This is a genomic window from Algibacter luteus (assembly GCF_030344935.1).
GTDB classification, from domain to species: Bacteria; Bacteroidota; Bacteroidia; order Flavobacteriales; family Flavobacteriaceae; genus Arenitalea; species Arenitalea lutea.
Genome location: NZ_CP128313.1, coordinates 171,334 through 197,243, shown reverse-complemented (window position 1 = coordinate 197,243; position 25,910 = coordinate 171,334). Strand labels below are relative to the sequence as shown.

Here is a 25,910-nt window from a genome sequence, read left to right as displayed (position 1 = left end):
ATTCCGGCGAATGCAAGAATCTATTTTTTGTTTATAATTCCTTTTTTACTGTGACACTATTAGCCTGAGCAGTCGGGAACACCAACAAATCGGCTATATTAACATGAGAGGGTCTAGTTACGGTAAAGTAAATAATTTCGGCAATATCCTTGGCCTGTAAAGCCTTAAAACCTTGATAAAACGTATCTGCTTTGGCATCACCTTTAAATCGTACTTGAGAAAATTCGGTTTCTACTAAGCCTGGGTTTATAGAACTTACTTTAATCCCAAATGGGTTTAAGTCTATACGCATGCCTTCCGTAATTGCTAAAACTGCATGTTTACTAGCGCAATATACGTTGCCTTTAGGGTAAACTTCTTTGCCTGCCGAAGATCCTATGTTAATAATATGTCCAGATTTTCGATCCGTCATTTGTGGAATTACCGCTTTACTAACATATAACAGCCCTTTTACATTAATATCCATCATAGCATCCCAATCGTCTACACTTCCTTCATGTATAGGGTCTAAACCATGCGCATTTCCCGCATTGTTAATTAGAATATCAATAGTATTAAATGGTTTCGGTAAACTCTTTAGAGCTTTAAATGTTTCTGCTTTATTTCGTACATCAAAATTTAAAATATGTACATCGGTTAGACGCTCTAAAGCATTTTGTATGCTATTCAAACGTTCTAATCGTCTTCCACAGAGCACCAAATTAATTCCTTGTTTTGCAAATTCATAAGCAGTGGCTTCACCAATACCACTTGTAGCTCCAGTAATAAGGGCAGTTTTTTTCATTTGTAGTTATGTTATACTGACTATAAAAATAATTAAAAGTGACTATATAGAGGGAAGCATTTCAAATTATAAAAAGAATCATTTAATCAGTAATTAAGATAAACTTATAATAATTATTTGTTAAATACCACAATCATTGATGTTCGTTGGTATTTTTAACCATTTTTTAACACCACTGCACCAATTTTTTTAACATTTTGCAGTCCTTAAAAACAAAGTGTAAATTCAAGCTTTTAATAAGATATAAAATGATGGAAGAAACAGGGACAATTGATATTAAGACCATTAACGAGAAAATTGAAAAGGAAAGTGCTTTTGTTGATTTACTGATGCTGGAAATGAATAAAGTCATTGTAGGCCAAAAACACATGGTAGAGCGTTTGTTAATTGGTTTATTGGGGCAAGGTCACATTTTACTTGAAGGTGTGCCTGGATTAGCAAAAACATTAGCAATTAATACGTTAGCACAAGCTGTAGATGGAAGTTTTAGTAGAATTCAATTTACGCCAGATTTATTACCTGCTGATGTTACTGGGACACTAATTTATAACATGAAAGTCAATGATTTTTCAATAAAAAAAGGTCCTATTTTCGCAAACTTTGTTTTAGCAGATGAGATTAACAGAGCACCTGCAAAAGTGCAATCTGCTTTATTAGAAGCTATGCAAGAAAAACAAGTGACTATTGGCGATGAAACGTTTGTTTTAGATAAGCCATTTTTAGTAATGGCGACCCAGAATCCTGTAGAGCAAGAAGGAACTTATCCTTTACCAGAGGCACAGGTTGACCGTTTTATGCTAAAAACAGTAATCGATTATCCAAAAATAGACGAAGAGCAATTAATCATGCGTGCTAACATGAAAGGTGCTTGGGAAACTGTGAAATCTGTAGTTTCAACAGCTCAAATACTAAATGCCCAAAAGGCTGTTAGAGAAGTGTATATGGATGAGAAAATTGAAAAATATATTTTGGATATCATTTTTGCTACGCGTTATCCAGAAAAATATAGACTTCCGGCTTTAAAACCATTAATTTCCTTCGGAGCATCGCCTCGTGGAAGTATCAATTTAGCAACAGCAGCAAAATGTTATGCATTTATTAAGCGTCGTGGATATGTAATCCCTGAAGATGTGCGTGCCGTAGTTTATGATGTGTTAAGACACAGAATTGGTATTACCTATGAAGCAGAAGCTGAAAATGTAACTTCAGAAGATGTCATCAACAAAATTGTAAACGAGATTGAAGTACCTTAAAATTGACAATTGATAATTGACAGTTGATTATTAAATAAAACTAATCAATAAAAAATATTCAATAGACAATTGAAAAATGGATACTAAAGAATTACTAAAAAAAGTTCGTAAAATTGAGATTAAGACACGCCGTTTGTCTGATCATATTTTTGGAGGTGAATACCATTCTACTTTCAAAGGGCGTGGTATGACTTTTAGTGAAGTGCGACAGTATCAATTTGGCGATGATGTTAGAAATATAGATTGGAATGTAACGGCACGTTATAACGAACCTTTTGTTAAGGTTTTTGAAGAAGAACGCGAGCTTACCATGATGCTTATGGTAGATGTTTCTGGTTCCGAGATGTTTGGAACATCACAGCAATTTAAAAATGAAGTAGTAACAGAAATAGCCGCAACTTTAGCCTTTTCGGCTACTCAAAACAACGATAAAATTGGTCTTATTTTATTTTCAGACCAAGTGGAATTATACATTCCTCCTAAAAAAGGACGTTCTCATGTATTGCGTATTATTCGTGAACTTATTGAGTTTAAACCAGAAAGTAAAAACACCAATTTAGCCGAAGCTTTAAAATTCATGCAAAACGTTATGAAAAAAAAAGCGATTGTTTTTGTACTGTCAGATTTTATTGCCGATGACTATCGCCAAACCATGAAAATCGTTTCAGGAAAGCACGATGTTACAGGTATTAGGATTTATGATAAATATGAAGAAGAAATCCCAAATTTAGGAATGGTACAAATGCAAGATGAAGAAACTGGCGAGCTCATGTTGGTAAATACATCATCAAAAAAAGTGCGTCTTAATTATGGTAAATTTTATCATCAAAAAGTAGAGTATTTTAGAGAAAGCTTTACCAAATCTGGAGCAGGAACTATTGATTGTCGGGTAGATGAGAGTTACGTTAAAAAACTCTTAGGATATTTTAAAAGACGAGGATAAAGAGATTAACCATTTATGAATAACACATTACGATATATGAATAGAATATGTACCATCTTCGGATTACCGTCTTTGGTCATATATTCTATTTTCTTTTTTCTATGTTATTTTTCAGCTTCAGCACAAGTAACTTCTTCTATTGATTCTACATCAATAAAAATTGGAGAACAAATTACGTATCATATTCAGGTAGAAGCAGACACCACAGATTTAGTGGTTTTTCCAGAAGGCCAAACTTTCACGCCTCTTGAAATGATCGAGTCTTATGATATTGATACACTCAAGAAAAAAGACAAATACAACCTAATAAAAAAATACGGCTTAACTCAGTTTGATTCTGGGTCTTACACCATTCCAAGACAAAAAATAATTATTGGCGACATAACTTTTTTCACAGACTCACTTAAAGTTGAAGTTAATAATGTTGAGGTTGATACCACTCAAGGTCTTTACGATATTAAACCGATAATTGCGGTTAATAAAAAAGGAAGTAATTGGTGGAAATATGTATTGCTTACGCTCCTTATTCTGGGTGTTTTAGCGTTTTTATTGTTCTGGTTTATTTGGCGAAAAAAGCCATTAACTGAAGACCAGAAAATCGCCCTTTTACCTCCATACGATAGAGCAAAATTAGCCTTGAAAAAATTAGACGAAAGCTCATATTTAGAAAATCAAAATTTAAAAGATTATTATTCAGAGTTAACATTTATCATTAGGAATTATCTTGATGAAAAAGTATATGATAAAGCTTTAGAAAGCACAACAGATGAACTAATATCTAGACTAAATTTGCTTAAAGAAGCCAATCAAGTTGATTTGAGTAATGAGGATATAAAAAATCTTGAAAGCATTTTAAAACGTGCCGATTTAGTAAAATTCGCAAAATCTGCTCCAGATGTTGAATTGGCTAAAATGGATAGAGAAACTATCGATGTTGAGATTGACCATGTAAAAGAAGCATTGCCAGAACCAACCGAAGAAGAAAAGCTTCTTGATGAAAAATACAGAGAAGAACAAGAACGAAAAAAGAAACGTAAAAAGATTTGGTTAACTGTAGGGATTAGCGTCTTTTTATTGCTCGCTACACTAACAGCATTATCTGTAAAATATGGATTTGATTTTGTAAAAGACACCATTATTGGTCATGATAGTAAGGAGCTTTTAGAAGGCGATTGGGTTCGAAGCGAATACGGATTTCCGCCGATTACCATTTCAACTCCAAAAGTTTTAAAACGAATGGATGCTGGTTTATCTGAAGAATTAGCTGCACAAGTTGATATTACGTTATTTGGATACGGTACGTTAATCGACAAGTTTAATGTTGTTGTAGCCACATCGAAGTATAAAAAATTAGGTGATAACAAAATCGATTTGGAGCAAGTTATTGATGGGAATTTAAAAACTTACGAAGCCGCAGGAGCACAAAATATTATTACCAAAAGAGATAAGTTCGTTACGCCAAACGGAGCCGAAGGCTTAAAAGTATATGGTTCGTTGCAAATGCCAGCGCATCCAGGTTCTGAGAGTTTAGAAAATGGCAAATATGTCATATTGGCTTTTAATGCAGAAAATGTGGTTCAGCAAGTGTCCTTATCTTGGAAAGAAAATGATACTTACGCAGACCAGATGGTGGAACGTATTTTAAATTCAGTAGAACTTAAACCAGCAGAAGAGTAATGTTTGAAGGGATTGAATTTGTAAATAAAGAGTTTTTTTGGTTGCTGTTGGCGCTTCCTCTCGCTATACTTTGGTATTTGTTAAAGCATAATAAACAAACGGCAGAGTTGAAAATTTCGAGCTTAAAAGGTTTTAAAATCACAAATTCTTGGTTGCCAAAACTCAGGCATTTATTATTTGTATTACGTCTATTAGCATTAGCGTTACTTATAACTGCACTTGCAAGACCTCAGTCTGTTGATGTATCTACCAAAACAAAAACTACACGAGGAATCGATATTGTAATGGCTATAGATGTTTCGGCGAGTATGTTGGCTAAAGATTTATCACCAAACAGATTAGAGGCTCTAAAAAAGGTGGCTGCAGAATTTATTAAAGGAAGACCTAACGACAGAATTGGTTTAGTAGAATACGCAGGCGAGAGCTATACAAAAACGCCAATTACTAGCGATAAAGCCATAGTGCTACGTTCGTTAAAAAGTATAAAATATAACACCATTATTGAAGGTGGTACCGCTATTGGTATGGGATTAGCAACTTCTGTTAACAGGTTGAAAGATAGTAAAGCAACAAGCAAGGTCATTATTTTATTAACCGATGGGGTCAATAATTCCGGATTTATAGACCCTAAAATAGCTAGCGAATTGGCGGTAGAATATGGCATAAAAACATACACAATTGGTCTTGGAACTAATGGTATGGCATTGTCGCCAGTGGCTATTTTACCAAACGGTAATTTTCAATACGGCCGAATTCAAGTGGAAATAGATGAAGAATTACTAAAAGAAATTGCTGAAGTTACCGGCGGAAAGTATTTTAGAGCTACCGATAACAAGAAGCTTGAAGAGATTTATGATGAAATAAACAAACTTGAAAAAACAGAAATTGAAGAATTTAAATATTACAATTACGAAGAAAAATATAGACCATTAGTCATTCTAGCAGGATTGTTCTTGCTTATGGAATTACTATTGCGTTATACAATTTTTAGAAGTTTTATATAAAATAAAAGAAGAAGAGTGTTTCAACTTGAAGAAAAAATATGGTTTTGGGGATTAGCAATTATTCCAATAATTCTGCTCCTCTTTTTGGCGCTCCATTTTTGGCGATATAAAACGCAGAAAAAGTTTGCAGAAGCCTCTTTGTTAAAAAGATTGAGCCCTAATAGATCGGTATTTAAATCTGTTTTAAAAGCGCTGGTTTTAAGCTTAGCTTTTCTTTGTTTAATAATTGCGTTAGTAAACCCTAAAATTGGCACAAAACTAGAAACGGTAAAACGAGAAGGTGTCGATATTGTTTTTGCTGTCGATGTTTCCAAAAGTATGTTAGCCGAAGATATTGCGCCAAATCGATTGGAAAAATCGAAGCAATTAGTCACTCAAATCATTAATAATTTAGCAAGTGACCGCGTTGGCATTATTGCTTACGCAGGAAAAGCTTTTCCGCAATTACCAATTACAACAGATTATGCTTCGGCTAAAATGTTTTTACAAAGCATGAATACCGATATGTTGTCTTCACAAGGAACTGCCATTGATGAAGCCATAAAATTGGCAAGAACTTATTTTGATGATGAAGAGCAAACCAATCGGGTATTAATTATCATTTCTGATGGTGAAGACCATAGCGAAGTGGCTGCAACTGTTGCCGAAGAAGCTAGTGAAGAAGGTATTAGAATTTTCACAATTGGAGTTGGCGATGTTAAAGGCGGACCAATTCCAGAAAAACGAAATGGTATAGTTTTAAACTATAAAAAAGATAACCAAGGCGAAACGGTTATTACAAAATTAAACGAAGAAACACTACAAAATATAGCCGCTGAAGCCAACGGCGCTTATATTAATGGTAAAAATACGAACGATGTTGTTGAGAATATTCGTGAAATTTTAAATGCCATGGATAAAACTGAATTTGAAGCCAAAGAATTTGCCGATTTTAAAGATCAATTTCAATGGTTTTTAGGTTTCGGAATTTTCTTATTATTAATTGATGTGTTCTTATTAGAAAGAAAAACAGCATGGTTAAAGAAGTTAAATTTATTTAATGAAAATCTTTAGAAAAATGAAACTCTATTGAAACACAGGCTAGCGGTGAGCAGTCAAGAGATTAATTTATAATTTTTTTAACGAACAAAACAACTAAGGTTTTATAAATTAGAAATAAAAAATGATTCGAAACATAGTACTTTTATTATTAGTGATACCTTTTATTTCTTTCGCTCAGGAAGTAAGTAAAGAACAACTTATGGCTGCAAAAACAGCTAATAATTTTGTTTATGAAGGCAACGAATTATTAGAAGATGAAGATTTCGTTTCAGCAGAAATGGCCTACCGTAAAGCCATTGCTAAACAATATTCAACCGAAGCCGGAGCTTACAACTTAGGGACATCTTATATTAAAAGTGGCAATTTTGACGAAGCATTATACCGTCTAGAACAAGCCACAAAAATTGCAAATTCTAAATCAGAAAAACACAAAGCCTTTCATAATATTGGTAATCTATTAATGGAAAATAAAAAGTGTATGGAAGCTGTTGAAGCCTATAAAAATGCACTAAGAAATAATCCTGCCGATGATGAAACACGATACAATTTAGGTGTTGCTAAAAAATGCGCTGAACAACAACAGGATCAAGACGACCAGAATAAGGACGACAAAAAAGATCAAGAAAAGAAAGACGACAATAAAGAAAATCAAGATAAAGAGAATCAAGAAAATAAAGACCAAGAGGGCGATAATAAAGACGATAAAAAGGAAGAAGGCGACGAAGATAAAAAGGAAGGTGAAGACGAAAAAGATGATGAAGGGAAGCCTAAGGATGAAGAAAAAGATAAAGGTAAAGGTGATGAAGACAAGAAAAAGGAACAGCCAAAGCCGCAACCTGGTCAGTTGTCTCCGCAGCAAATAAAAAACTTGTTAGAAGCTATGAATAATCAGGAACAAAAAGTTCAGGAAAAAATGAATGCTGAAAAACAAAAAGGTGTTAAAATAAAAACTGAAAAAGACTGGTAAATAAACCTTGAAGATAGATTCTGTATTGTCATGCTAACCGCAGTCAAAGCATTTCGATTTAATAATAATGATAATTAAAAAATACATATACATATTAGTAATACTCGTTTCAGCTTCTGCTTGGGCGCAAGTCAATTTTGATGCTAAAGTGAGCAAAAACAAACTTGGTGTTAATGAGCGTCTGCGTATTGATTTTGAAATGAATCAAGATGGAGATAATTTTGTGCCGCCAGATTTTGTAGGATTCACAGTCGTTGGTGGTCCAAATCAATCGGTAAGTAATTCTTGGATTAACGGAAAACGATCGTTTAAAAAAACCTATACATATTTTTTAGCACCTAAAAAGCGTGGTGAATTTACAATTTCGCAGGCTACCATTAGTATAGATGGCGAAACTTATAAAACGACACCGATAAGAATTCAAGTCACCGCTGCGGTAGATATTCCTAAAGACCCGAACGATCCAACTTATTTGGCTTCAGAAAACATTCATCTGGTTGCAGAAATTTCAAAAACAAACCCGTATTTAAACGAAGCCATTACGGTTGTTTATAAGCTTTATGTATCGCCTAAAATTGCAGTTGATAACTGGAATGAATTGGACACGCCTAGATATAACGACTTTTGGAGTCAGAATATAAATACTCAAGGTCAAAAAGTTCAAAATGGAACATACAATGGTGAAGATTATCGCTATTTAGTTTTAAGAAAAACCGTTTTATATCCGCAGAAAACAGGAAAACTTAATATTGAGCCATTAACATTAGATATTTCAATGCGTGTACCATCAAACCGTCGAGATATCTTTGGAAGTCTATTAATGACTCGAATTAACAGAACGGTTTCAGCCGGAAATAAAACCATAAATGTAAAAGCTTTGCCTGAAAAAGGAAAACCTGTAGATTTTACTGGTGCTGTTGGTGATTTCGACTTAAATGTCACAGCCTCTAAAACAGAATTGGATGCTACTGAATCACTTCAAGTTAAGGTAAATGTTGAAGGTAATGGAAATTTAAAATTATTTAAACTTCCTAAAATTTCGCTTCCAAGTTCTTTAGAGGTTTATGAACCCGAACATAGTGAAAACGTAAAAACAAATTTAGCCGGCATGCAAGGTAGTATTACGGATAGTTATACGGTAGTGCCACAGTTTAAAGGTAAATATCCAATTCCAAGCATTTCATTTTCATATTTTGATTTAAAAACAGAATCTTACAAAAGGCTGTCTTCCAACGAAATTGTAATTAATGTTTTAAATGGACCTTCTAATAACGCGTCTTCAAATGAAAGTGCTGTAACTGCTAATAACAAACAAGCGGTCGTTTTAAATAGCGATCAGTTTGCTTTTATAAAAACCAAGACGAATTTTGTGGATGCGAAAACAGAATATTTTTTCAAAACCAAACTGTTTTGGAGTTTATTATTGGTGCCTTTTTTAGCAATTCCGTTGGCTATTTTTATTCGCAAAAAGAAAGTAGCGAGAGATGCCGATGTTTATGGAAACCGTATTAGAAAAGCTGATAGATTAGCACGCAAATACTTAAGTAATGCTAAGAAATCTTTAGGCCAAAAAGAAGCATTTTACATTGCTTTAGAAAAGGCTTTACACAACTATTTAAAGGCTAAACTACACATTGAAACTAGCGATTTAAGTAAAGATAAAATTAATAATTTGTTAGATGATAAGGGTGTTGAAGCAAGTGTCATTAAAGATTTTGAAAGCATTTTAGAACGTTGTGAGTTGGCACGTTATACACCTATAGATATTGTAACCATGCAAGAAGATTATGAGAAGGCAGCAAAAACAATTTCTTTAATAGATAAACAAGCACGTTAACATGAAACGAATATTATATATACTATCTTTTTTGTTATGTTTAAGTGTTTTTGCACAAAATCAAGCTCAGTTTGATAAGGCAAATGCGTTGTATAATGATGGTAAATATGCTGAAGCCATCGATAATTACATGGCTATTCTTGAAACCGGAAAGCATTCTTCAGATTTGTATTTCAATTTAGCAAATGCCCATTATAAACTTAATAATATAGCTCCTAGTATCTATTATTATGAAAAAGCATTATTGCTAAATCCGAATGATGCTGATATCGAGAATAATATAGCCTTTGCAAAAAATATGACTATTGATGCCATAGATGTTGTTCCTGATGCAGGTTTTTCAAAATTGTTAAATACAACGACAAATAAAATGACTTTTGATAATTGGTCTAAACTCGCTGTAGCTTTAGTATTTGTATTCGTCATGTTGTTTTTGGTATATTATTTTGCGTATTCAACTTTAAAAAAGCGGCTCGCATTTATTGGGAGCATTTCTGCATTAATACTCATGTTCATAACATTGGCGTTTGCGTTTCATAAGTATAATCTTGATAAAATAGATAATCCTGCAATTATTTTTGCTCAAGAAAGTAAAGTAAGAAGTAACCCAAACTCCAGAAGCGAAGAATCGTTTAGGTTACATGAAGGCACTAAAGTCCAGGTCGTTGAAGCTTATAATGACTGGAATAAAATTAAACTTTCAGACGGTAAAACAGGCTGGATAATTTCTAAAGACTTAAAACTGTTGAAGGATTTTTAAAAATAATTTAACAATATTATCAGAATCATGTATTATATTTGTGGTTTCAATTTTAATTTATGATTAAAAACATTATTGCAATTTTCTTTTCTGTAATTCTTTTGGCGCTTATAGCGGCACCTGCTATTATTATTGCAATAGACGATTCTGTAGATACTTCTATATTTTACAGTGTTTCAGAAGAAGAAGAAACTACAAAAATTAAATTACAATCTCCAGAAGACCTTTTTGATTCAGAGCGTTTGTTTGAGTTTAATAATTTAGAAACCATTGTGTATTTCTTCAAAAAATACCCCAAACCTCATTTAAATTTAATTTCCCCGCCCCCCGAGTTTCACATATTATAATTTCAGATTTATAGACCATTTCGGTCTTAATTAATTATTTACTTACAGCTTTTGGTATGAAAAATTCCCAAGAGCAATAATTTATTATAATATGTTTAAAACTATTAAGAATGACTTGCCAGCGAGTATAGTCGTATTTTTTGTTGCATTACCATTATGTTTAGGTATTGCATTAGCTAGTGGAGCTCCACTTTTTTCAGGATTAATTGCAGGTATTATTGGCGGAATTATTGTTGGATCATTAAGTGGTTCTAAAATAGGAGTTAGTGGTCCTGCTGCAGGTTTAGCGGCTATTGTATTGGCAGCAATTGCTACATTAGGTAGTTATGAGAATTTTTTAGTTGCCGTTGTTTTAGGTGGGATAATCCAAATAATATTTGGAATTTTAAAAGCGGGAGTTATTGGATATTATTTTCCATCATCAGTTATTAAAGGGATGCTAACAGGTATTGGTATTATCATTATTTTAAAACAGATACCGCATTTTTTAGGGTACGATTCTGATCCTGAAGGGGACTTTGCATTTATTCAAGTTGATGGAGAAAATACATTCTCTGAAATAATCAACACCATTAATCACATCCAACTTGGATCGGCTATTATAGGTATAATTAGTTTAGCAATCTTATTGCTTTGGGATAAGGTATTATCTAAAAAAGGAAAAATATTTCAGTTAGTACAAGGGCCATTGGTTGCTGTGGTAGTTGGTATTATTTTTTACGCATTAACGCAATCGCACGAAACGCTTTCAATTGCCCAATCGCATTTGGTAAGTGTTCCAGTGCCTGAAGATACTGCATCGTTTTTAGGTCAGTTTAGTTTTCCTAATTTCTCGGTGATAACAAACCCAGATGTATGGATCATTGCTTTTACCATTGCACTTGTGGCAAGTTTAGAAACCTTGTTATGTGTTGAAGCGACTGATAAGTTAGACCCACATAAAAACGTAACCCCAACCAATAGAGAGTTATTAGCTCAAGGTACTGGAAACATTATTTCTGGTATGATTGGCGGGTTACCAATTACTCAGGTTATTGTTAGAAGTTCGGCGAATATACAATCTGGTGGGCGTAGTAAAGCCTCTGCCATTATACATGGTTTTTTCCTGTTAACTTCTATCATATTAATCCCTAGATTGCTAAATATGATACCGCTTTCGGTTTTAGCGGCTATATTATTAATTGTTGGTTATAAGCTTGCAAAACCTGCATTATTTAAAAAAATGTATAATTTAGGATGGAAGCAATCCATTCCATTTAACGTCACTGTTCTAGGAATTGTGTTTATTGATTTACTTTACGGTATCGGTCTTGGATTAGCAGTTGGAATTGTTGTAATACTTTTAAAAAGTTATCAAAACTCTCACTTCTTGCATATTGAAGACAAAAGTAACGGCAAACACAGAATTAAAATGACGCTTGCAGAAGAAGTAACATTTTTTAATAAAGGTGCTATTTTAAAAGAGTTAGACAGCTTACCTAGAGATACTTATTTAGAGTTAAATCTATTAAATACGAGATACTTGGATAATGATATTATTGAGATTCTTGAAGATTTTCTTTTTAAAGCTAAAGAGCGAAATATTGATATAAAGCTAGTATCTAAACGTGGTGTTGAAGAAAACCCAGAAAGCTTCATCAGATTCTTCAATGAAAGACCAAAATCAAGTTTAAGTTTAAGCTAAAAAAATTAAAATGAAAAATAAATATAAAATATTAGTGCTTTCAGATGTCAATAATTATACAGAAATCATTCTGAAAAACGCGGTAAGTCTTGCTAAAATGATAGATGGGGAAATCGAGTTATTATGCATCAAAAAACCAGCAGAAATCGTAAAAGAAGATAACCAGTTATCGGCAATGCGAACAATTAATCAAAAACACTTCGCGGTAGATAAAAAAATACAAAAATTGGTAAATTCTTTTTCTAAAGATTATAACATAAATATCAATTATACACTATCTTATGGAAATGTAAAACAAGAGATTAATAAGCATATAAAGAAACACCAGCCTGATGTAGTTGTATTAGGAAAAAGAAAATCTAAATTATTAAAGTTAGTTGGAGATAAGATTACAAAGCATGTTCTGAAAAAACATAAAGGTGCTGTAATGTTGTCTTCATTAGAAAATATTTTAGAGCCTGAGAACAACATTGCATTAGGCATGCTAAACGAAATGGAAGATTCTTTAGAGTTTGCAAAACGTTTAACACAAAAAACTCAGAAGCCAATAAAATCATTTAAATTGGTAAATAAAATAGAGACTGAAAATCATTCGATAAATAATAATAAAGACACTGTTGAGTATGTTTTTGAAGAAAATGAAAATGTAATCAGTAACCTTTCAAATTATCTATTAAAAAGTAATATCAACTTATTATTTGTGAATAGAGAAAAAATAAATAACAAGTGTGAAAAGCATCTTATAAAATCGGGAGACGATAAAGTAGATGTTTCATTACTCTTAACAGCATAATACATTTCAATAATTTAAAAACATTAATTAAAAACAAATAATTCATTATGAAAGCACATACTAGAGAAACACAAGCCACCATGACTCCCGAGAAGTCAATTCGATTTTTAAAAGAAGGGAACTTAAGATTTCAACAAAACCTAAAGGCTAACAGAAATCTATTAGAGCAAGTAAATGATACTAGCGATGGGCAATTCCCTTTTGCTACCATTTTAAGTTGTATAGATTCAAGAGTATCCGCAGAATTGGTATTCGACCAAGGTTTAGGCGATATTTTCAGTGTTCGTATTGCGGGTAACTTTGTAAACGAGGATATTTTAGGAAGCATGGAATTTGCTTGTAAATTGGCGGGCACAAAGCTTATTGTTGTATTAGGGCATACTGCTTGTGGCGCAGTAAAAGGTGCTTGCGACGATGCGAAATTAGGAAACCTTACTAAGCTAATCGAAAAAATAACACCAGCGGTAAAAGCAACGCCAGAACCTAAAGACGCAAGTTTAAGAAACTCTAAGAATTTAGATTTCGTAGATTCTGTTGCAAAAAAGAATGTAGAATTAACTATTGAAAGAATACATCAAGAAAGTCCTGTTCTATCTGAGATGGAAAAAAATGGCGAGATAAAAATTATAGGTGCTATGTATGATATTAATACAGGAGCCGTTGATTTTTACGAATAGCATTTAAATGGTAAACTATATTCTAAACATTAAAGTAAATCTGGTAGCATTAACTATGGTGTTGATGCTGCCAATTTATGCCCAATCTCAAGATAGTAATTTTGGTAATTGGCTTATTTATATTGGTAACAAAAAATTAAACAATAATTGGAATCTACACCACGAAGTTCAATATAGAAATTATAATGCCATTGGCGACTTAGAACAACTGCTTCTAAGAACAGGTTTAGGTTATACATTCAACAATAGTAAAAACAATCTTTTACTGGGTTACGGTTATATACTTTCTGAAAACTATTTAGGCAATACAGATGAAAAAATTTCGGTAAACGAACACCGTATATTCCAACAATTTATTACAAAACAAAATTTTAATAAGTTTTCACTACAACACCGATATCGATTTGAACAACGATTTGTAGAATCGGATTTTAAAATGAGATGGCGTTATTTTTTAGGGCTAAATGTACCTTTTTGTGTAAGTGAAGATCAAACCAGTAAATTGTACTTCTCAGCTTATAATGAAATATTTTTGAATACCAAATCATCAGTTTTCGACAGAAACAGGTTTTATGGTGGCATAGGCTATAACATCAACAAAAACATAAGAGTTGAAGCTGGATATATGAATCAGTTTTTTGAAACCAGTAGTCGAGATCAGTTTAATATCTTAACCTTTGTAAACTTCTAGAAAAGAATTAAGACAGAATTAAAAAGCTAATACTTTGGTAATAGCTTTTTTTTTGCCTCAATAACAATTAACTTAGAAAATTAATATTAAATTTCAGTAATGAAATGCGTTATATCAATCGAGTTTGGAAGAATGGCGAGGTTGTGAACGAAAATATTTCACTTAATAAAACACTAAAATTTATCAAATGAAAAATTTATTCTCGAATATAAAAGGCGATGCTTTTGGTGGAATTACAGCTGGTATTGTTGCATTACCGTTGGCATTAGCATTTGGTGTATCATCTGGGTTAGGTCCAACGGCAGGGCTCTATGGAGCCATTTTTATAAGTTTCTTTGCTGCGCTTTTTGGTGGTACAGCTACTCAAATTTCTGGTCCTACTGCACCAATGACCGCCGTAAGTATGGTGGTAATTGCAGGAATTATAGCTGTAAATGATGGCGATATCACAAAAGCGTTACCCGTAATTTTAACGGTATTCTTATTAGCAGGACTTATGCAAATAGGTTTAGGGATATTAGGTCTAGGTAAATATATAAGGTACATACCCTATCCCGTGGTTTCTGGGTTCATGACAGCCATTGGTGTTATTATTTTATTGACTCAAATTTTACCTTCATTAGGTTATTATCCTAAAGAAGATGCTGCGTTTGTAGAAACTTTTAAACCGCAAGCAGAAGAAGTTATTCTTGAGAATATTTTGAAAGAAGAAGCAGGAGAAGGAATTTTAGTTTTAGAAAATTTTAAAGAAACTATTGATAGAGCTGAAAAAATATCGCAAGCAGATATTTTGAAAGAATCTCAAACTCTGGCGGCAAAGGAAGCTTCAGGAGCATTAGGTGCTATAAAAGCACTTCCAAGAGCGTTACAACATATTAATTGGTTAGAACTTATACTGGCGTTGGGAACGATTATAATTATTTATGGGTTTAAAAGAATCACTAAAGCGGTACCTAGCACATTGGTGGCATTAGTAGTCATGTCTGGAATTGCAGTTGGTTTTGGATTAGAATACAGGCCAATTGAAGAAATTCCAAGTGGGCTACCCATACCCAATTTAGAAATATTTACCAGTTTTAAGTTAGGCAGTATAACTCCTTATATTTTTACAGCACTTACATTGGCATTATTAGGGGCTATTGACTCTTTATTAACCAGTGTAGTTGCAGATAATATGACGAAAACTAAGCACAAACCAAATAAAGAATTAGTGGGTCAAGGTATTGGTAATAGTATTGCTGCTGTTTTTGGCGGTATTCCAGGTGCTGGGGCAACTATTAGAACGGTGGTAAATATCACTTCTGGTGGTAAAACCAAATTATCAGGAATGATAGCAGGTGTTATGCTCTTAATTATACTTTTAGGTCTAGGTCCTATTGCATCACAAATTCCGGCGGCTGTATTAGCCGGTATTTTAATTACCGTTGGTATTGGGGTTATGGATTATAAAGGATTAAAAGCCATACCAAGTTTACCTAGAGATATAAAATTAGGGCCGTTTAAAATGAGTTCGGAAGTTTTAATTATGCTGGTCGTATTATTGCTTTCAACGTTCTGGAATCTTGTTTACGCTGTAGGAATTGGTTTGATAATAGCCTCATTAATGTTTATGAAAAAAATAGGCGATTTAACTGCTGAACGTAGTGATGTTAAACCACTAAAAGAAGAAGCTTGGGCAGATGAAAAAGGCTTTCCAACCAATTTAAAAGAAGAAGTATTCATAAAGCATATTAAAGGGCCATTATTTTTTGGTTCTACTAGCGAATTTCAGCAATTAACAGCACAAATTCCGGATACAGCAAGTACAGTAATTATCAGATTAGGTCGTATGCAATATATGGACCAATCAGGGTTATATGCAATGGAAGACATGCTACAAGATTTAAATAAAAAGAATATAGAAGTCCTTTTTGTTGGATTGCTTAGACAACCTAAATATATGATGGAACGTATTGATATTATTCCAGATTTAATTCCTTATGAACATATTTTCGATTCTTTTAAGGAATGTATCGCTTGGGTAAAAGCAAATGTAAAAGACGTGTATTAAACATAAGGAAATTTATCATTTAGACTAACATAATACCACTCCAAAAGAGTGGTTTTTTTATGCTTCAGTTTCAGGGTTTTCAGCTTCTTCTTTTGGCGTCAATAAATCCGGAAATATCATCGGAAATACGGATTTTACAGGTTCGTAAAAAGCAGAATCCCTCTTCGTATCTTCATCTAAAAAAGGGATCGTATTATTCAGTTTGTCAAATATATTTAAAACCACACTTAAAATTAAAGCAATTTTTAATGCACCAAAAACACCACCGGCCAACTTATTTATAATACCTAAAGCAGCAAAGTCTGCTAATTTAGTAAGTGCTTTTCCAGCAAGACCAATCGCTAAAACAATAACAACAAACGTAATAGCAAAAGCGGTAATATTCACGGTTTTGTCAGACCAATCGGTTTTGTTTTGTAAAAATTCGGCAGCAAAATTACTAAAATGTATGGCGCCGTAAACTCCTGCTAAAAGAGCCACTAACGAGGCAACTTCAACAAAAAGACCTTTCATAAAACCTCTTACTAAACCAAATAAAACTAATGCACCTAAAACAATGTCTATAACTCCCATAATTAATTACAATTTCAACAAATATAAAATAATAGTCACAATATGGTTTATTAACTTTGCAACCTAATAAATATTATGGCAAGAGACGAACAATTAAAAGAACGCTGGGAGCTTTTGGTAAAAAAGCTATCCAACCAATTTGCAGATGGAGAAACTCTCGATCTCGATGCCATTATTTATTTAATCGGTGTACAAGAATTAGGACAGTTAAACCGAACTTTTAAAAAAGACCAAAAGCTAGACCTCATGCACATTGCCATTTGCAAGTTGTTAATGCCGTATGGTTATTACGAACTCGATTTTGTAGATAACGATGGTTGGCCACATTATAAAACCTTAGAGGCCTTACCACATTTAAAAGCGGGCGAGCAAAGTGTTTTAATGAAAGAGGCTATTGTAAGCTATTTTCTAGAAACCGAGTATATCATTTAAAATAATTTGGGCGTTACCACAAGGGTCGGGCTTTTCATTCCAATCTTTTTAATCGTGCCTCATAAAAAGGATTTCCTTTTCAATCCCTAACGCAGTTCACGTAAAAAATAGTAAATTTGCCATCATTTTGTAAAAGGTCATGATAGATAAGATAAACCAACTCATAGCAGAAGCCGAAGCATTTAAAGCCCAATCCAAAGAAGAGGTAGAAGCGTTTCGTATAAAATACTTAGGTAAAAAAGGATTATTAAACGAATTTTTTGCTGAGTTTAAAAATGTGGCAAACGACCAGAAAAAGGAATTTGGTCAAACCATTAATAAACTTAAAAAAACTGCCGAAGATAAAGTTAACGCTTTAAAAGAAGAGCTGGAGAGTAAAGAAGAAGTAATAGGTGTTTACGGCGATTTATCGCGCCCAGGAGAGCCTATTCAAATAGGAGCGCGTCACCCAATTTCAATTGTAAAAAATCAAATAATAGATATCTTTTCTCGCATAGGTTTTAATGTAAGCGAGGGTCCAGAAATAGAAGACGATTGGCATAATTTTACAGCCTTAAACCTTCCGGAGTATCATCCAGCGCGCGATATGCAGGATACCTTTTTTATTCAAACCAATCCAGATATTTTATTACGTACTCACACCAGTTCTGTGCAAGTGCGTTATATGGAAAATAATAAACCACCAATAAGAACCATATCTCCAGGTCGAGTTTACAGAAACGAAGCCATATCAGCACGATCACACTGTTTTTTCCATCAGGTAGAAGGTTTGTATATTGATAAAGACGTGAGTTTTGCAGATTTAAAACAAACGCTTCAACACTTTACCACCGAAATGTTTGGAAAAAGTAAAATTCGTTTGCGTCCGTCTTATTTCCCGTTTACAGAACCAAGTGCAGAAGTAGATGTGTATTGGGGCTTAGAAACCGAAATAGATTACCGCATTACAAAAGGAACAGGATGGTTAGAAATTATGGGATGTGGAATGGTAGACCCTAATGTTTTAGAAAACTGTGGCATAGACTCTAAAGAATTCACAGGTTTTGCCTTTGGTATGGGTATAGACCGAATTGCCATGTTATTACATCAAATAGGTGATATTCGCTTGTTAAGTGAAAATGATGTGCGTTTTTTAGAGCAATTTAAAAGCGCTCTTTAGATTGAAAAAAGACATCCATATACCAAAAGTTGAGGACGTTTATATAGCGGTGGTTAATGAGTATAATGACGTTTATAAAACTCAAGATTGGAACGCATACATAATTAATGATAAGAATGTAGACTTAGTTATGATTCTTATTGTTACCAGCGGTTATTCTGAAAATAAAACAACTTCTGTTTTTAGAAAGAAATTAGACACACTGCCTAAAAAAAGTTATGCCAAAATAGAGCTGATGCAAGAAGAGCTTTTTGCGTTAAATAACACATTTAAAGTGTCTTTTTTTGAAGGAAACACCATGTTTGATAAAACTTACACGTTTAGAAAAAATACGATTAATTTAAAAGCATTACAATCAGTGCCTTTGATGGATGCAAAAGGAGTTTTGGTAAAATAGACTTTGGCAGGATGGCCCGCGTTAGGGATTGAGCAATTGTTGGAGCTCCTCGCAGAGAGCGACTTGTGAAAGCCCGACCCTTTTTGGGTAACCTGCCTGCCGGCAGGCAGGCGCCCAAATTATTCTAATCTAACTTCTCGGTCAATTTTTTAAACACTTTTTTAGGATCTTTATTTTCGTATAAAATCTCATAAACTGCGTTTATAATTGGAATTTGCGCTTTTTTTGCATTTTTTTCATGCAGTAAATGGGCACTTTTAGTGGCATAATACCCTTCGGCAACCATACTCATTTCCATTTGGGCCGATTTTACAGTGTAGCCTTTACCAATCATGTTTCCAAACATACGGTTTCGAGAAAATACCGAGTAACCCGTTACCAATAAATCGCCCAAGTAAGCCGAATTATTGATGTTGCGTTTCATTTTATGGCGTTTTTTAATAAAGCGTTTCATTTCACGAATAGAATTACTCATTAAAACACTTTGAAAGTTGTCGCCATAACCTAAACCGTGCGCAATTCCTGCTGCTATGGCGTAAATGTTTTTAAGCATTACGGCGTATTCAATGCCAATAATATCGTCGCTTATTTTAGTTTTTATATAATCGCTAGACAGATTCTTAGCAATTTGTTTTGCTTTTTCCTGATCGGAACAGGAAATAGTTAAATAAGATAAACGCTCTAGGGCAACCTCTTCGGCATGACAAGGGCCAGCAATTACTGCAATGTTATCAAAAGGAATGTTATAGGCTTCATGAAAATGTTCACCAACTAAAAGCCCTGTTTCAGGCATTATACCTTTTACTGCAGAAACTATAATTTTGTTTGAAATATCTACTGTTAGCTTTTCCAATTCACTGTGCATAAACGCCGAAGGAATTGCAAAAATTAAAACATCGGCATAAGTAGCAATTTCATTAATATCATTACTTAGTTTAAGTTGCTCTAAGTGAAATTCTACAGAACTTAAATAATTAGGATTGTGCTGCTCTCTTAACAAATGCTCTTTGGTATAAACACTACGCATATACCAACCAATTTCATCTAAATTTTCGCAAAGCATTTTTACAATTGCTGTAGCCCAACTTCCTGCGCCAAAAACCGCATATTTTAGAGGTTTATCCATAGATTTAAATCGTTTTCTATTTCAAAAATACATAATTATTTTTCCATTTTAAGAACCGAGGTGCAAAAGAATAAATATCGGCTTCATAAGCGCAAAAACAATGGGAGTCTTGCTAAAAATGAACCACTTGAATAAGTCTTAATAATACCTCTATTTCGTTTTTGGCACGTGTTTTGAAACCTTAGTACTAAGAACCCTAAAATGATATATTATGAAAACGATAAAAATACTTTTAAGTTTTGCATTAACAGCAACCCTTTTTACTTCGTGTTATACTGAAGTCGTGGTAGATGATTTTGCTTATGTTGATGAACCTACAATTTCTTTAAATCAATTATTACGCTCGCACGAGCTTTGGTATGTTGATATTAACAGCACACTTGGTTATGGAGAAACCCCGTTTTTACAAAAAGCATTTACGGTGTCATTTATTAATGGTGTTGTGTATGCTAATAACAATATTGCAGGATTAGGTGCTAATGGTGATGGCTTTGGGATTGATGTTGGTGAGTATAACGCTTATGAAAACATTTTAGATGTGTATCATGATATTGACGGGTTTTCAACTTTTGATGTTTATGAAATAGATTATAATACTATTGAATTGTATAATCCAAACAACGATACCTCGTACTTTTTAGATGGTTACCAAAGAAATAATTTTGACTACGATTTTGTTTTCTACGACAATATTCATTATTTCTTACAAGAATATGAAGCTTGGGAAAAAACGTATACCAGTGAATATGGTGCTATAAATGAGTTTGATAATGAAAATTATTTACAGTTTTTAGCTGGCGGAAACGATTCTACTTTTAGAAGCTCTCAAGATGATACCGGAATAAATGCGAACAACTTATATTGGGATTACACAGGGGTGTATGGCGTAGGAGATGTGTATGGTGATGCCTACTTAAAAACTTTAACATTAGATTATGATTATTTAGGCAATGAATATTTTGAATTGAGCGTTATAAATGACGGAAAGATTGAATTGTTTCATCCGTCATCTGAAACGGTTTATGAATTTGAAGGTAGAGGATATATTCAATATTTAAAATCTGAAAGTGGTACGAAAAAAGAAAAAGTACAATCGGATAAATTGCGTAAGCAAAGAAAAGATAAAGTAGCAAACCCTAGGGAAAATACTCGAAAGGTTTAAAAATAAAAAGTGATTATTCACTAATAATTTTGGTTGGTTATTTAGTTTAGAAACCGTTTAAAGCAACTTGCTTTAGGCGGTTTCTTTTTTTAATCTAATTTTTTTTTGTGACTAAATAGAACTTAGTGTTTCCTATAAGTAAAAGTCTATAGCAAATATTGTAAAATGGGATTATATTCATTTAATAAAAATAGTGGCGTTAAACTGATTGATTTTGACAAAACTGAAGGTATTGCCAATGATTTAGAATTGAACGAGGTTCTCGCCAGAAAACTAGAAGCATCAATCAACGACTTATGTATACAAGTAGAAGAACTAAAGATTAATGTCGTAGAGGATATTGTTTCAGTTTCAGGGTTGGTATGTGATATTGCTACAAAAAATAAGGTGATTTTAATAATAGGAGGAACATTTGGTATATCAACTGTTAACGACCAGATAATTGTAGAAGACCAGGAAACCTTAGCACAATTTCATATGGTTTCAAGTGCGGATAGCTTAGTTGAAAATTAATTCTAAATTTAAATAAGACCCTGAAACAGCTAATGATTCATGGTATGAAGAAAACTTCAAGAGGTTTATTTTATTTCAAAAGATTTTGATTGTGACCAAATAGAAATTATTGTGTCTTAAAAGTATTAACCCTTAAAACAAATTATAAAAATGGGACTATTTTCATTTATAAAAAATGCCGGAGCCAAAGTTTTTGGTATTGGCAAAACTGATGCAGAAGAAACTGCGGTAGCTGTAGCTGAAGCTGCGGCAAAAGAAGTAAAATTAGAAGAGGCTGCCGCAAGAAAACTAGAAGAAACAATTACAGATTTACAACTGAATGTTGAAAATTTACACATATTTATTGATGATGACGCGGCTAAAATTACAGGCTTAGCTTATGATCAAGCAACAAGAGAAAAAGTGGTTTTAGTTGTTGGAAACTCTAATGGAATATCAACTGTAGATGACCAGATGACTGTTGAGCATGAAGAGCCAGCAGCACAATTTCACACCGTAGTAAGAGGTGATACTTTAGGTAAAATTGCAAAAAAACATTATGGTAACGCGATGAAATACCCTGTTATATTCGACGCGAATAAACCAATGCTTACCCATCCAGATAAAATTTATCCTGGGCAAGTATTAAGAATCCCAACTTTAGATTAGAACATGAGAACCTAATTAATAGCTAATTATGTTATGTTCGAAAACCAACTTGAAAGAGTTGGTTTTTTTTTGCCGATTCTTGAATTTAATCAGGTGGATTTGCTGTTACATTTGATTTTACATGCACATCCATTTGCGGGAATGGGATAGTGATGTTGTGTTCAGCAAATTTCTGACTTATCTTTCGGCGTATATCGCTTTTCACCTTACTTATTCGAAATATATTTTGACTAAAAAACAAGACCTGAAAATCTAATGAGGAATTTCCAAAATTGACTAATCGGGCTTCGGTTGATTCTCTGCCTGAAATATCTGGATGTTCAAATGCGCATTCTTCCAAAATTTTTATAACCAAGTCAATGTCGCAGCCGTAAGCAACGCCTACATCAATTCTAAAGCGTGTTTTCATGGTTTGATGGCTCCAGTTTATAACCTTATTAGTTGTAATTAATGAATTGGGAATTATAATGGAAACATCATCGGTATTTAACGCCTTTGATGTTCTTAGTCCTATCGATTGAATCTTAACAATATCCCCATCGATATCTAAAACATCATCTATTTTTATGGATTGTTCTGAAAGTAAAATAATACCTGAAATAATATCGTTAAAGGTTTGTTGTAAGCCTAACCCGATACCAACTAATAATGCTGCAGAACCAGCCAAAAGTACGGTCACTTTAACCCCAATAGTTTCGAGCATAAGCCCAATGGCAATGACCCAAATTACATATTTAATAATTTGAAATAAGGCATAAACACTACCTCGTTGCAAATTTCTAAATCGACGTTTACGAAATAGCGCTTTTTTAATTAACCAGAGCGTTAATTTTGTAAAAAGGAAAATTAGTAAAATAACAACTATAGTGTAAACCTGAATCTTATTTTCACCTATGCTAATGAGCTCAATTTCTAAAAACTCCTTGAGTGTTTCCATGTTTTATTGTATTGCTATATAAAGTATAGCTAATATAATTTAGTTTTGATGAATTTAGTTTCGATTATCGATAAAAATTCATCTCATCTAAATATTCCCAAACGTTTTTTGGAAGCATAGGTTCTACATTTTTACCAGCTTTAATAGCTTTTCGTATAAAAGTTGAAGAAAGTTCCATAATTGGTGCATCGATAGCATGAATTTTTTCGTGACCATCAAATTGAGATGCTTCAATATTTTTGGTAATTCTTGGGTAAACGTAAATATGATGATTTTCGAGAATAACCTGATAATTTTTCCACTTATGGAAACTCTTTAAATTATCCTCGCCCATTATTAACGCAAACTCGTGGTCTGGATGTTTATCTTGCAAATAAGCTAAGGTGTTTACGGTGTAATTTGGTTGTGGTAAGTTAAACTCTATATCGCTAGGTTTTAGTTTCGCGTAATCTTTAGTAGCTAGATAAACCATTTCCAAACGTTGGTAATTGTCCAGAAGGCTATTTTTCTTTTTAAAAGGGTTATGTGGTGTAACTACAAACCATATTTGGTCTAAATCGCTGTATTCTGCCAAATGGTTAGCAATAACCAAATGCCCAATATGAATAGGGTTAAAGGAGCCAAAATACAGTCCGATTTTCATGTTTCCGTTTTAAGAATTTATAAAAGCATCCACTTGCTGCTTTGCTTCTTCTAGGGCTTTTTCTAAATTATCATTAACAATTATGGTATCGAATAAAGGGGCGGTGGCTAATTCTGCAGAAGCTTTTGCAACACGCATATTAATTTTGTCTTCACTTTCAGTTTTACGTTTTTTCAAACGTATTTTCAATTCATCAATACTTGGTGGTTTAACAAAAATAGCTAAGGTTTCTTCAGGGAATTTTCGTTTAATTCGTAAACCTCCAGAAACATCAATATCAAAAATCACGTTTTTACCTAAAGCCCAAATACGTTCTACTTCGGTTTTTAAAGTGCCATAAAAATTGTCGCGATACACTTCTTCCCACTCTAAAAATTCATCGTTTTTTATTTTATTTTTAAAGGCTTTCGCGGTAAGAAAATAATAGTCTTTTCCTTCTATTTCGTTGCCTCGCTTTTCTCTTGAAGTTGCAGAAATTGAGAATTCTAAGTTTAATTCTTCAATACCTAACAAATGTCTAACAATAGTAGTTTTTCCAGAGCCTGATGGTGCCGAAAATACGATGAGTTTACCTTGTTTTTTTTGTTCTTTCACTATTAATACTTATCAGTTTTATTGAATACTTACATTTAGTACTAGTATATAGATTAGAGTACATTCAATAATTGTTCCTTAATTTTTTCTAACTCATCTTTCATTTGAACCACCAATTGTTGCATTGGTGCATAATTACTTTTAGAGCCTATGGTATTTATTTCTCTTCCTATTTCTTGACTAATAAAACCTAATTTTTTTCCGTTAGAATCGTCAGAGTTTATCGATTCAGTAAAGTAATTCAAATGGTTTTTTAAACGCACTTTTTCTTCGGTAATATCAAATTTTTCAATGTAATACACGAGTTCTTGTTCAAATCTGTTTTCATCATATTTTTCTCTTAACTCTTCTACGCCTTTAAGTAAACGTTCTCTAACCCCTTCAACACGTTCAGGATCCATGGCAATTACTTTTTCAAGTATTTCGTCAATAGCAATAATGCGATTGTTGAAATCTTGCTCTAGCACTTTACCTTCATTTAAACGATAGCTATTTAATTCATCAATAGCGTTATTAATTTCACTTTGAATGGCTTTCCATTCGGTTTCATCAATTTCTTCTCTTACGGTATTAAGTGCATCAGGAAAGCGAACAGCCATTTTTAATAAATCCATGTCGTCACCATCAACAACTTGTCTTAATTGTTCAATGTATTGCTTTACTGCAGGGGTGTTAATTTGCGAGGACGTATCTTCAGCTGTGGCTTCAACATAAATTGAAAAATCTATTTTTCCACGTACTAATTTATCGGCAAGAATTTTTCTAATAGCTAATTCTTTTTCACGATAAATGGAAGGCATTCTAGCATTTAAATCTAAATTTTTACTATTTAAAGATTTTAACTCTATTGTTATTTTCTTTGTTGGTAATTGCAAAACAGATTTCCCATAACCTGTCATTGAATATATCATAAATGTGTGTATTAAGTTCGCAAAGGTAGTTAAAACTGTAAGAAACTTAAGTGTTTAACTGTTGCTAAAAATAACATTTTAAACTCAAAAGTTGGATTTTAAAACAGGTAATTCTTTAGAATCCATTAAAAGTAGATGAATTAAAATAAAAGGCTTAAACGAATTTGTTTAAGCCTTTTGTACTCAAGGTGGGAATCGAACCCACACTTCCGAAGAAACTGGATTTTGAATCCAGCGCGTCTACCAATTCCGCCACTTGAGCTAATCGGACAGCAAAAATATAGATTTTTTCGATATTACGTATAAA

At 33.1% G+C, this 25,910-nt stretch carries 27 protein-coding genes and 1 tRNA gene; 20 read left to right on the top strand and 8 right to left on the bottom strand.

What is annotated here, in order from left to right; translation table 11 throughout:
* Positions 1-31: 31 nt before the first annotated feature.
* Positions 32-784, bottom strand: a complete 753-nt coding sequence (locus tag O5O44_RS00835; protein WP_289195346.1) for an SDR family NAD(P)-dependent oxidoreductase — start codon at positions 782-784, stop codon at positions 32-34.
* A 251-nt stretch (positions 785-1,035) separates the two neighbouring features.
* Here O5O44_RS00835 and O5O44_RS00830 point away from each other — a divergent pair, with 251 nt between their 5' ends.
* The 14 genes from O5O44_RS00830 (at position 1,036) to O5O44_RS00765 (ending at position 16,508) form a co-directional block, all read left to right on the top strand.
* A complete protein-coding gene (locus tag O5O44_RS00830; RefSeq protein WP_289196455.1) occupies positions 1,036-2,037 on the top strand; it encodes an AAA family ATPase in 1,002 nt (333 codons plus the stop codon).
* A gap of 76 nt (positions 2,038-2,113) precedes the next feature.
* Complete coding sequence (locus O5O44_RS00825; RefSeq protein WP_289195345.1) at positions 2,114-2,980, top strand: DUF58 domain-containing protein; 867 nt, start codon at positions 2,114-2,116, stop codon at positions 2,978-2,980.
* 36 nt (positions 2,981-3,016) lie between these two features.
* Positions 3,017-4,657 carry a hypothetical protein gene (locus O5O44_RS00820; protein ID WP_434088358.1) on the top strand — a complete coding sequence of 547 codons (1,641 nt, stop codon included), beginning with the start codon at positions 3,017-3,019 and terminating at the stop codon, positions 4,655-4,657.
* Entirely contained in the window at positions 4,657-5,661 is a 1,005-nt protein-coding gene (locus O5O44_RS00815) for a vWA domain-containing protein (protein ID WP_289195343.1), read from the top strand. The genes O5O44_RS00820 and O5O44_RS00815 overlap by 1 nt, the downstream gene beginning before the upstream one ends.
* A 15-nt stretch (positions 5,662-5,676) precedes the next feature.
* The gene (locus O5O44_RS00810) at positions 5,677-6,714 is read left to right on the top strand and encodes a VWA domain-containing protein (RefSeq protein WP_019386838.1); all 1,038 of its coding nucleotides are present in this window, start codon (positions 5,677-5,679) and stop codon (positions 6,712-6,714) included.
* Between the two features lie 109 nt (positions 6,715-6,823).
* Positions 6,824-7,669, top strand: a complete 846-nt coding sequence (locus O5O44_RS00805) for a tetratricopeptide repeat protein (RefSeq protein ID WP_019386837.1) — start codon at positions 6,824-6,826, stop codon at positions 7,667-7,669.
* A 67-nt stretch (positions 7,670-7,736) separates the two neighbouring features.
* Positions 7,737-9,506 (top strand): BatD family protein, encoded by a 1,770-nt coding sequence (locus O5O44_RS00800; RefSeq protein WP_289195342.1) that lies wholly within the window; start codon positions 7,737-7,739, stop codon positions 9,504-9,506.
* 1 nt (position 9,507) lies between these two features.
* Positions 9,508-10,266: a tetratricopeptide repeat protein gene (locus O5O44_RS00795; protein ID WP_289195341.1), complete on the top strand. Its 759-nt coding sequence runs from the start codon at positions 9,508-9,510 to the stop codon at positions 10,264-10,266.
* A 59-nt stretch (positions 10,267-10,325) separates the two neighbouring features.
* On the top strand, positions 10,326-10,613 hold the full coding sequence (locus O5O44_RS00790; RefSeq protein WP_289195340.1) for a hypothetical protein: 288 nt from the start codon (positions 10,326-10,328) through the stop codon (positions 10,611-10,613).
* A 91-nt stretch (positions 10,614-10,704) separates the two neighbouring features.
* The gene (locus O5O44_RS00785; protein WP_019386833.1) at positions 10,705-12,297 is read left to right on the top strand and encodes a SulP family inorganic anion transporter; all 1,593 of its coding nucleotides are present in this window, start codon (positions 10,705-10,707) and stop codon (positions 12,295-12,297) included.
* A 10-nt stretch (positions 12,298-12,307) separates the two neighbouring features.
* A complete protein-coding gene (locus tag O5O44_RS00780; RefSeq protein WP_019386832.1) occupies positions 12,308-13,090 on the top strand; it encodes a universal stress protein in 783 nt (260 codons plus the stop codon).
* Between the two features lie 47 nt (positions 13,091-13,137).
* On the top strand, positions 13,138-13,767 hold the full coding sequence (locus tag O5O44_RS00775) for a carbonic anhydrase family protein (RefSeq protein ID WP_019386831.1): 630 nt from the start codon (positions 13,138-13,140) through the stop codon (positions 13,765-13,767).
* Between the two features lie 7 nt (positions 13,768-13,774).
* Positions 13,775-14,458 carry a DUF2490 domain-containing protein gene (locus O5O44_RS00770; protein ID WP_289195339.1) on the top strand — a complete coding sequence of 228 codons (684 nt, stop codon included), beginning with the start codon at positions 13,775-13,777 and terminating at the stop codon, positions 14,456-14,458.
* 187 nt (positions 14,459-14,645) lie between these two features.
* A complete protein-coding gene (locus tag O5O44_RS00765) occupies positions 14,646-16,508 on the top strand; it encodes a SulP family inorganic anion transporter (RefSeq protein WP_289195338.1) in 1,863 nt (620 codons plus the stop codon).
* Between the two features lie 57 nt (positions 16,509-16,565).
* On the opposite strand, the gene O5O44_RS00760 is transcribed toward O5O44_RS00765, so the two are convergent.
* Positions 16,566-17,081, bottom strand: a complete 516-nt coding sequence (locus O5O44_RS00760; protein ID WP_019386828.1) for a CvpA family protein — start codon at positions 17,079-17,081, stop codon at positions 16,566-16,568.
* Positions 17,082-17,156: 75 nt separating this feature from the next.
* On the opposite strand from O5O44_RS00760, the gene O5O44_RS00755 reads away from it, so the two are divergent.
* The 3 genes from O5O44_RS00755 (at position 17,157) to O5O44_RS00745 (ending at position 19,069) form a co-directional block, all read left to right on the top strand.
* Entirely contained in the window at positions 17,157-17,513 is a 357-nt protein-coding gene (locus tag O5O44_RS00755) for a hypothetical protein (protein WP_289195337.1), read from the top strand.
* A gap of 139 nt (positions 17,514-17,652) precedes the next feature.
* Positions 17,653-18,672 (top strand): phenylalanine--tRNA ligase subunit alpha, encoded by a 1,020-nt coding sequence (pheS, locus tag O5O44_RS00750; RefSeq protein WP_289195336.1) that lies wholly within the window; start codon positions 17,653-17,655, stop codon positions 18,670-18,672.
* A gap of 1 nt (position 18,673) precedes the next feature.
* Positions 18,674-19,069 carry a hypothetical protein gene (locus O5O44_RS00745; RefSeq protein WP_289195335.1) on the top strand — a complete coding sequence of 132 codons (396 nt, stop codon included), beginning with the start codon at positions 18,674-18,676 and terminating at the stop codon, positions 19,067-19,069.
* Between the two features lie 124 nt (positions 19,070-19,193).
* On the opposite strand, the gene O5O44_RS00740 is transcribed toward O5O44_RS00745, so the two are convergent.
* On the bottom strand, positions 19,194-20,195 hold the full coding sequence (locus O5O44_RS00740) for an NAD(P)H-dependent glycerol-3-phosphate dehydrogenase (protein WP_289195334.1): 1,002 nt from the start codon (positions 20,193-20,195) through the stop codon (positions 19,194-19,196).
* 211 nt (positions 20,196-20,406) lie between these two features.
* Here O5O44_RS00740 and O5O44_RS00735 point away from each other — a divergent pair, with 211 nt between their 5' ends.
* From O5O44_RS00735 to lysM, 3 genes are all read left to right on the top strand, one after another.
* Positions 20,407-21,357 carry a hypothetical protein gene (locus tag O5O44_RS00735; protein WP_019386823.1) on the top strand — a complete coding sequence of 317 codons (951 nt, stop codon included), beginning with the start codon at positions 20,407-20,409 and terminating at the stop codon, positions 21,355-21,357.
* A 165-nt stretch (positions 21,358-21,522) separates the two neighbouring features.
* Positions 21,523-21,870: a hypothetical protein gene (locus O5O44_RS00730; protein ID WP_289195333.1), complete on the top strand. Its 348-nt coding sequence runs from the start codon at positions 21,523-21,525 to the stop codon at positions 21,868-21,870.
* A gap of 150 nt (positions 21,871-22,020) precedes the next feature.
* A complete protein-coding gene (gene lysM, locus O5O44_RS00725; RefSeq protein WP_289195332.1) occupies positions 22,021-22,518 on the top strand; it encodes a peptidoglycan-binding protein LysM in 498 nt (165 codons plus the stop codon).
* Positions 22,519-22,603: 85 nt separating this feature from the next.
* Here the strand turns inward: lysM and O5O44_RS00720 are convergent, their stop codons facing one another.
* The 5 genes from O5O44_RS00720 to O5O44_RS00700 all read right to left on the bottom strand — a co-directional run bounded on the left by O5O44_RS00720 (position 22,604) and on the right by O5O44_RS00700 (position 25,865).
* On the bottom strand, positions 22,604-23,455 hold the full coding sequence (locus O5O44_RS00720; RefSeq protein WP_289195331.1) for a mechanosensitive ion channel family protein: 852 nt from the start codon (positions 23,453-23,455) through the stop codon (positions 22,604-22,606).
* Positions 23,456-23,519: 64 nt separating this feature from the next.
* The gene (gene nadD / locus O5O44_RS00715; RefSeq protein WP_289195330.1) at positions 23,520-24,098 is read right to left on the bottom strand and encodes a nicotinate (nicotinamide) nucleotide adenylyltransferase; all 579 of its coding nucleotides are present in this window, start codon (positions 24,096-24,098) and stop codon (positions 23,520-23,522) included.
* Between the two features lie 9 nt (positions 24,099-24,107).
* The gene (gmk, locus tag O5O44_RS00710) at positions 24,108-24,692 is read right to left on the bottom strand and encodes a guanylate kinase (RefSeq protein ID WP_019386818.1); all 585 of its coding nucleotides are present in this window, start codon (positions 24,690-24,692) and stop codon (positions 24,108-24,110) included.
* 53 nt (positions 24,693-24,745) lie between these two features.
* Entirely contained in the window at positions 24,746-25,603 is an 858-nt protein-coding gene (locus O5O44_RS00705) for a YicC/YloC family endoribonuclease (RefSeq protein WP_289195329.1), read from the bottom strand.
* A 180-nt stretch (positions 25,604-25,783) separates the two neighbouring features.
* Positions 25,784-25,865, bottom strand: a tRNA-Leu gene (locus O5O44_RS00700).
* Positions 25,866-25,910: the final 45 nt, after the last annotated feature.

Excerpts from the sequence above, each read along its gene's own strand:
- O5O44_RS00730 (WP_289195333.1), top strand. The coding sequence starts at position 21,523 with ATGGGATTATATTCATTTAATAAAAATAGTGGCGTTAAACTGATTGAT.
- O5O44_RS00765 (WP_289195338.1), top strand. The coding sequence starts at position 14,646 with ATGAAAAATTTATTCTCGAATATAAAAGGCGATGCTTTTGGTGGAATT.
- O5O44_RS00775 (WP_019386831.1), top strand. The coding sequence starts at position 13,138 with ATGAAAGCACATACTAGAGAAACACAAGCCACCATGACTCCCGAGAAG.
- O5O44_RS00770 (WP_289195339.1), top strand. The coding sequence starts at position 13,775 with ATGGTAAACTATATTCTAAACATTAAAGTAAATCTGGTAGCATTAACT.
- O5O44_RS00735 (WP_019386823.1), top strand. The coding sequence starts at position 20,407 with ATGAAAACGATAAAAATACTTTTAAGTTTTGCATTAACAGCAACCCTT.
- O5O44_RS00740 (WP_289195334.1), bottom strand. The coding sequence starts at position 20,195 with ATGGATAAACCTCTAAAATATGCGGTTTTTGGCGCAGGAAGTTGGGCT.
- O5O44_RS00720 (WP_289195331.1), bottom strand. The coding sequence starts at position 23,455 with ATGGAAACACTCAAGGAGTTTTTAGAAATTGAGCTCATTAGCATAGGT.
- O5O44_RS00790 (WP_289195340.1), top strand. The coding sequence starts at position 10,326 with ATGATTAAAAACATTATTGCAATTTTCTTTTCTGTAATTCTTTTGGCG.
- O5O44_RS00815 (WP_289195343.1), top strand. The coding sequence starts at position 4,657 with ATGTTTGAAGGGATTGAATTTGTAAATAAAGAGTTTTTTTGGTTGCTG.
- O5O44_RS00760 (WP_019386828.1), bottom strand. The coding sequence starts at position 17,081 with ATGGGAGTTATAGACATTGTTTTAGGTGCATTAGTTTTATTTGGTTTA.
- O5O44_RS00800 (WP_289195342.1), top strand. The coding sequence starts at position 7,737 with ATGATAATTAAAAAATACATATACATATTAGTAATACTCGTTTCAGCT.
- O5O44_RS00785 (WP_019386833.1), top strand. The coding sequence starts at position 10,705 with ATGTTTAAAACTATTAAGAATGACTTGCCAGCGAGTATAGTCGTATTT.
- O5O44_RS00825 (WP_289195345.1), top strand. The coding sequence starts at position 2,114 with ATGGATACTAAAGAATTACTAAAAAAAGTTCGTAAAATTGAGATTAAG.
- O5O44_RS00830 (WP_289196455.1), top strand. The coding sequence starts at position 1,036 with ATGGAAGAAACAGGGACAATTGATATTAAGACCATTAACGAGAAAATT.
- O5O44_RS00835 (WP_289195346.1), bottom strand. The coding sequence starts at position 784 with ATGAAAAAAACTGCCCTTATTACTGGAGCTACAAGTGGTATTGGTGAA.
- nadD (WP_289195330.1), bottom strand. The coding sequence starts at position 24,098 with ATGAAAATCGGACTGTATTTTGGCTCCTTTAACCCTATTCATATTGGG.
- pheS (WP_289195336.1), top strand. The coding sequence starts at position 17,653 with ATGATAGATAAGATAAACCAACTCATAGCAGAAGCCGAAGCATTTAAA.
- O5O44_RS00820 (WP_434088358.1), top strand. The coding sequence starts at position 3,017 with ATGAATAGAATATGTACCATCTTCGGATTACCGTCTTTGGTCATATAT.
- lysM (WP_289195332.1), top strand. The coding sequence starts at position 22,021 with ATGGGACTATTTTCATTTATAAAAAATGCCGGAGCCAAAGTTTTTGGT.
- O5O44_RS00755 (WP_289195337.1), top strand. The coding sequence starts at position 17,157 with ATGGCAAGAGACGAACAATTAAAAGAACGCTGGGAGCTTTTGGTAAAA.
- O5O44_RS00705 (WP_289195329.1), bottom strand. The coding sequence starts at position 25,603 with ATGATATATTCAATGACAGGTTATGGGAAATCTGTTTTGCAATTACCA.
- O5O44_RS00805 (WP_019386837.1), top strand. The coding sequence starts at position 6,824 with ATGATTCGAAACATAGTACTTTTATTATTAGTGATACCTTTTATTTCT.
- O5O44_RS00795 (WP_289195341.1), top strand. The coding sequence starts at position 9,508 with ATGAAACGAATATTATATATACTATCTTTTTTGTTATGTTTAAGTGTT.
- O5O44_RS00780 (WP_019386832.1), top strand. The coding sequence starts at position 12,308 with ATGAAAAATAAATATAAAATATTAGTGCTTTCAGATGTCAATAATTAT.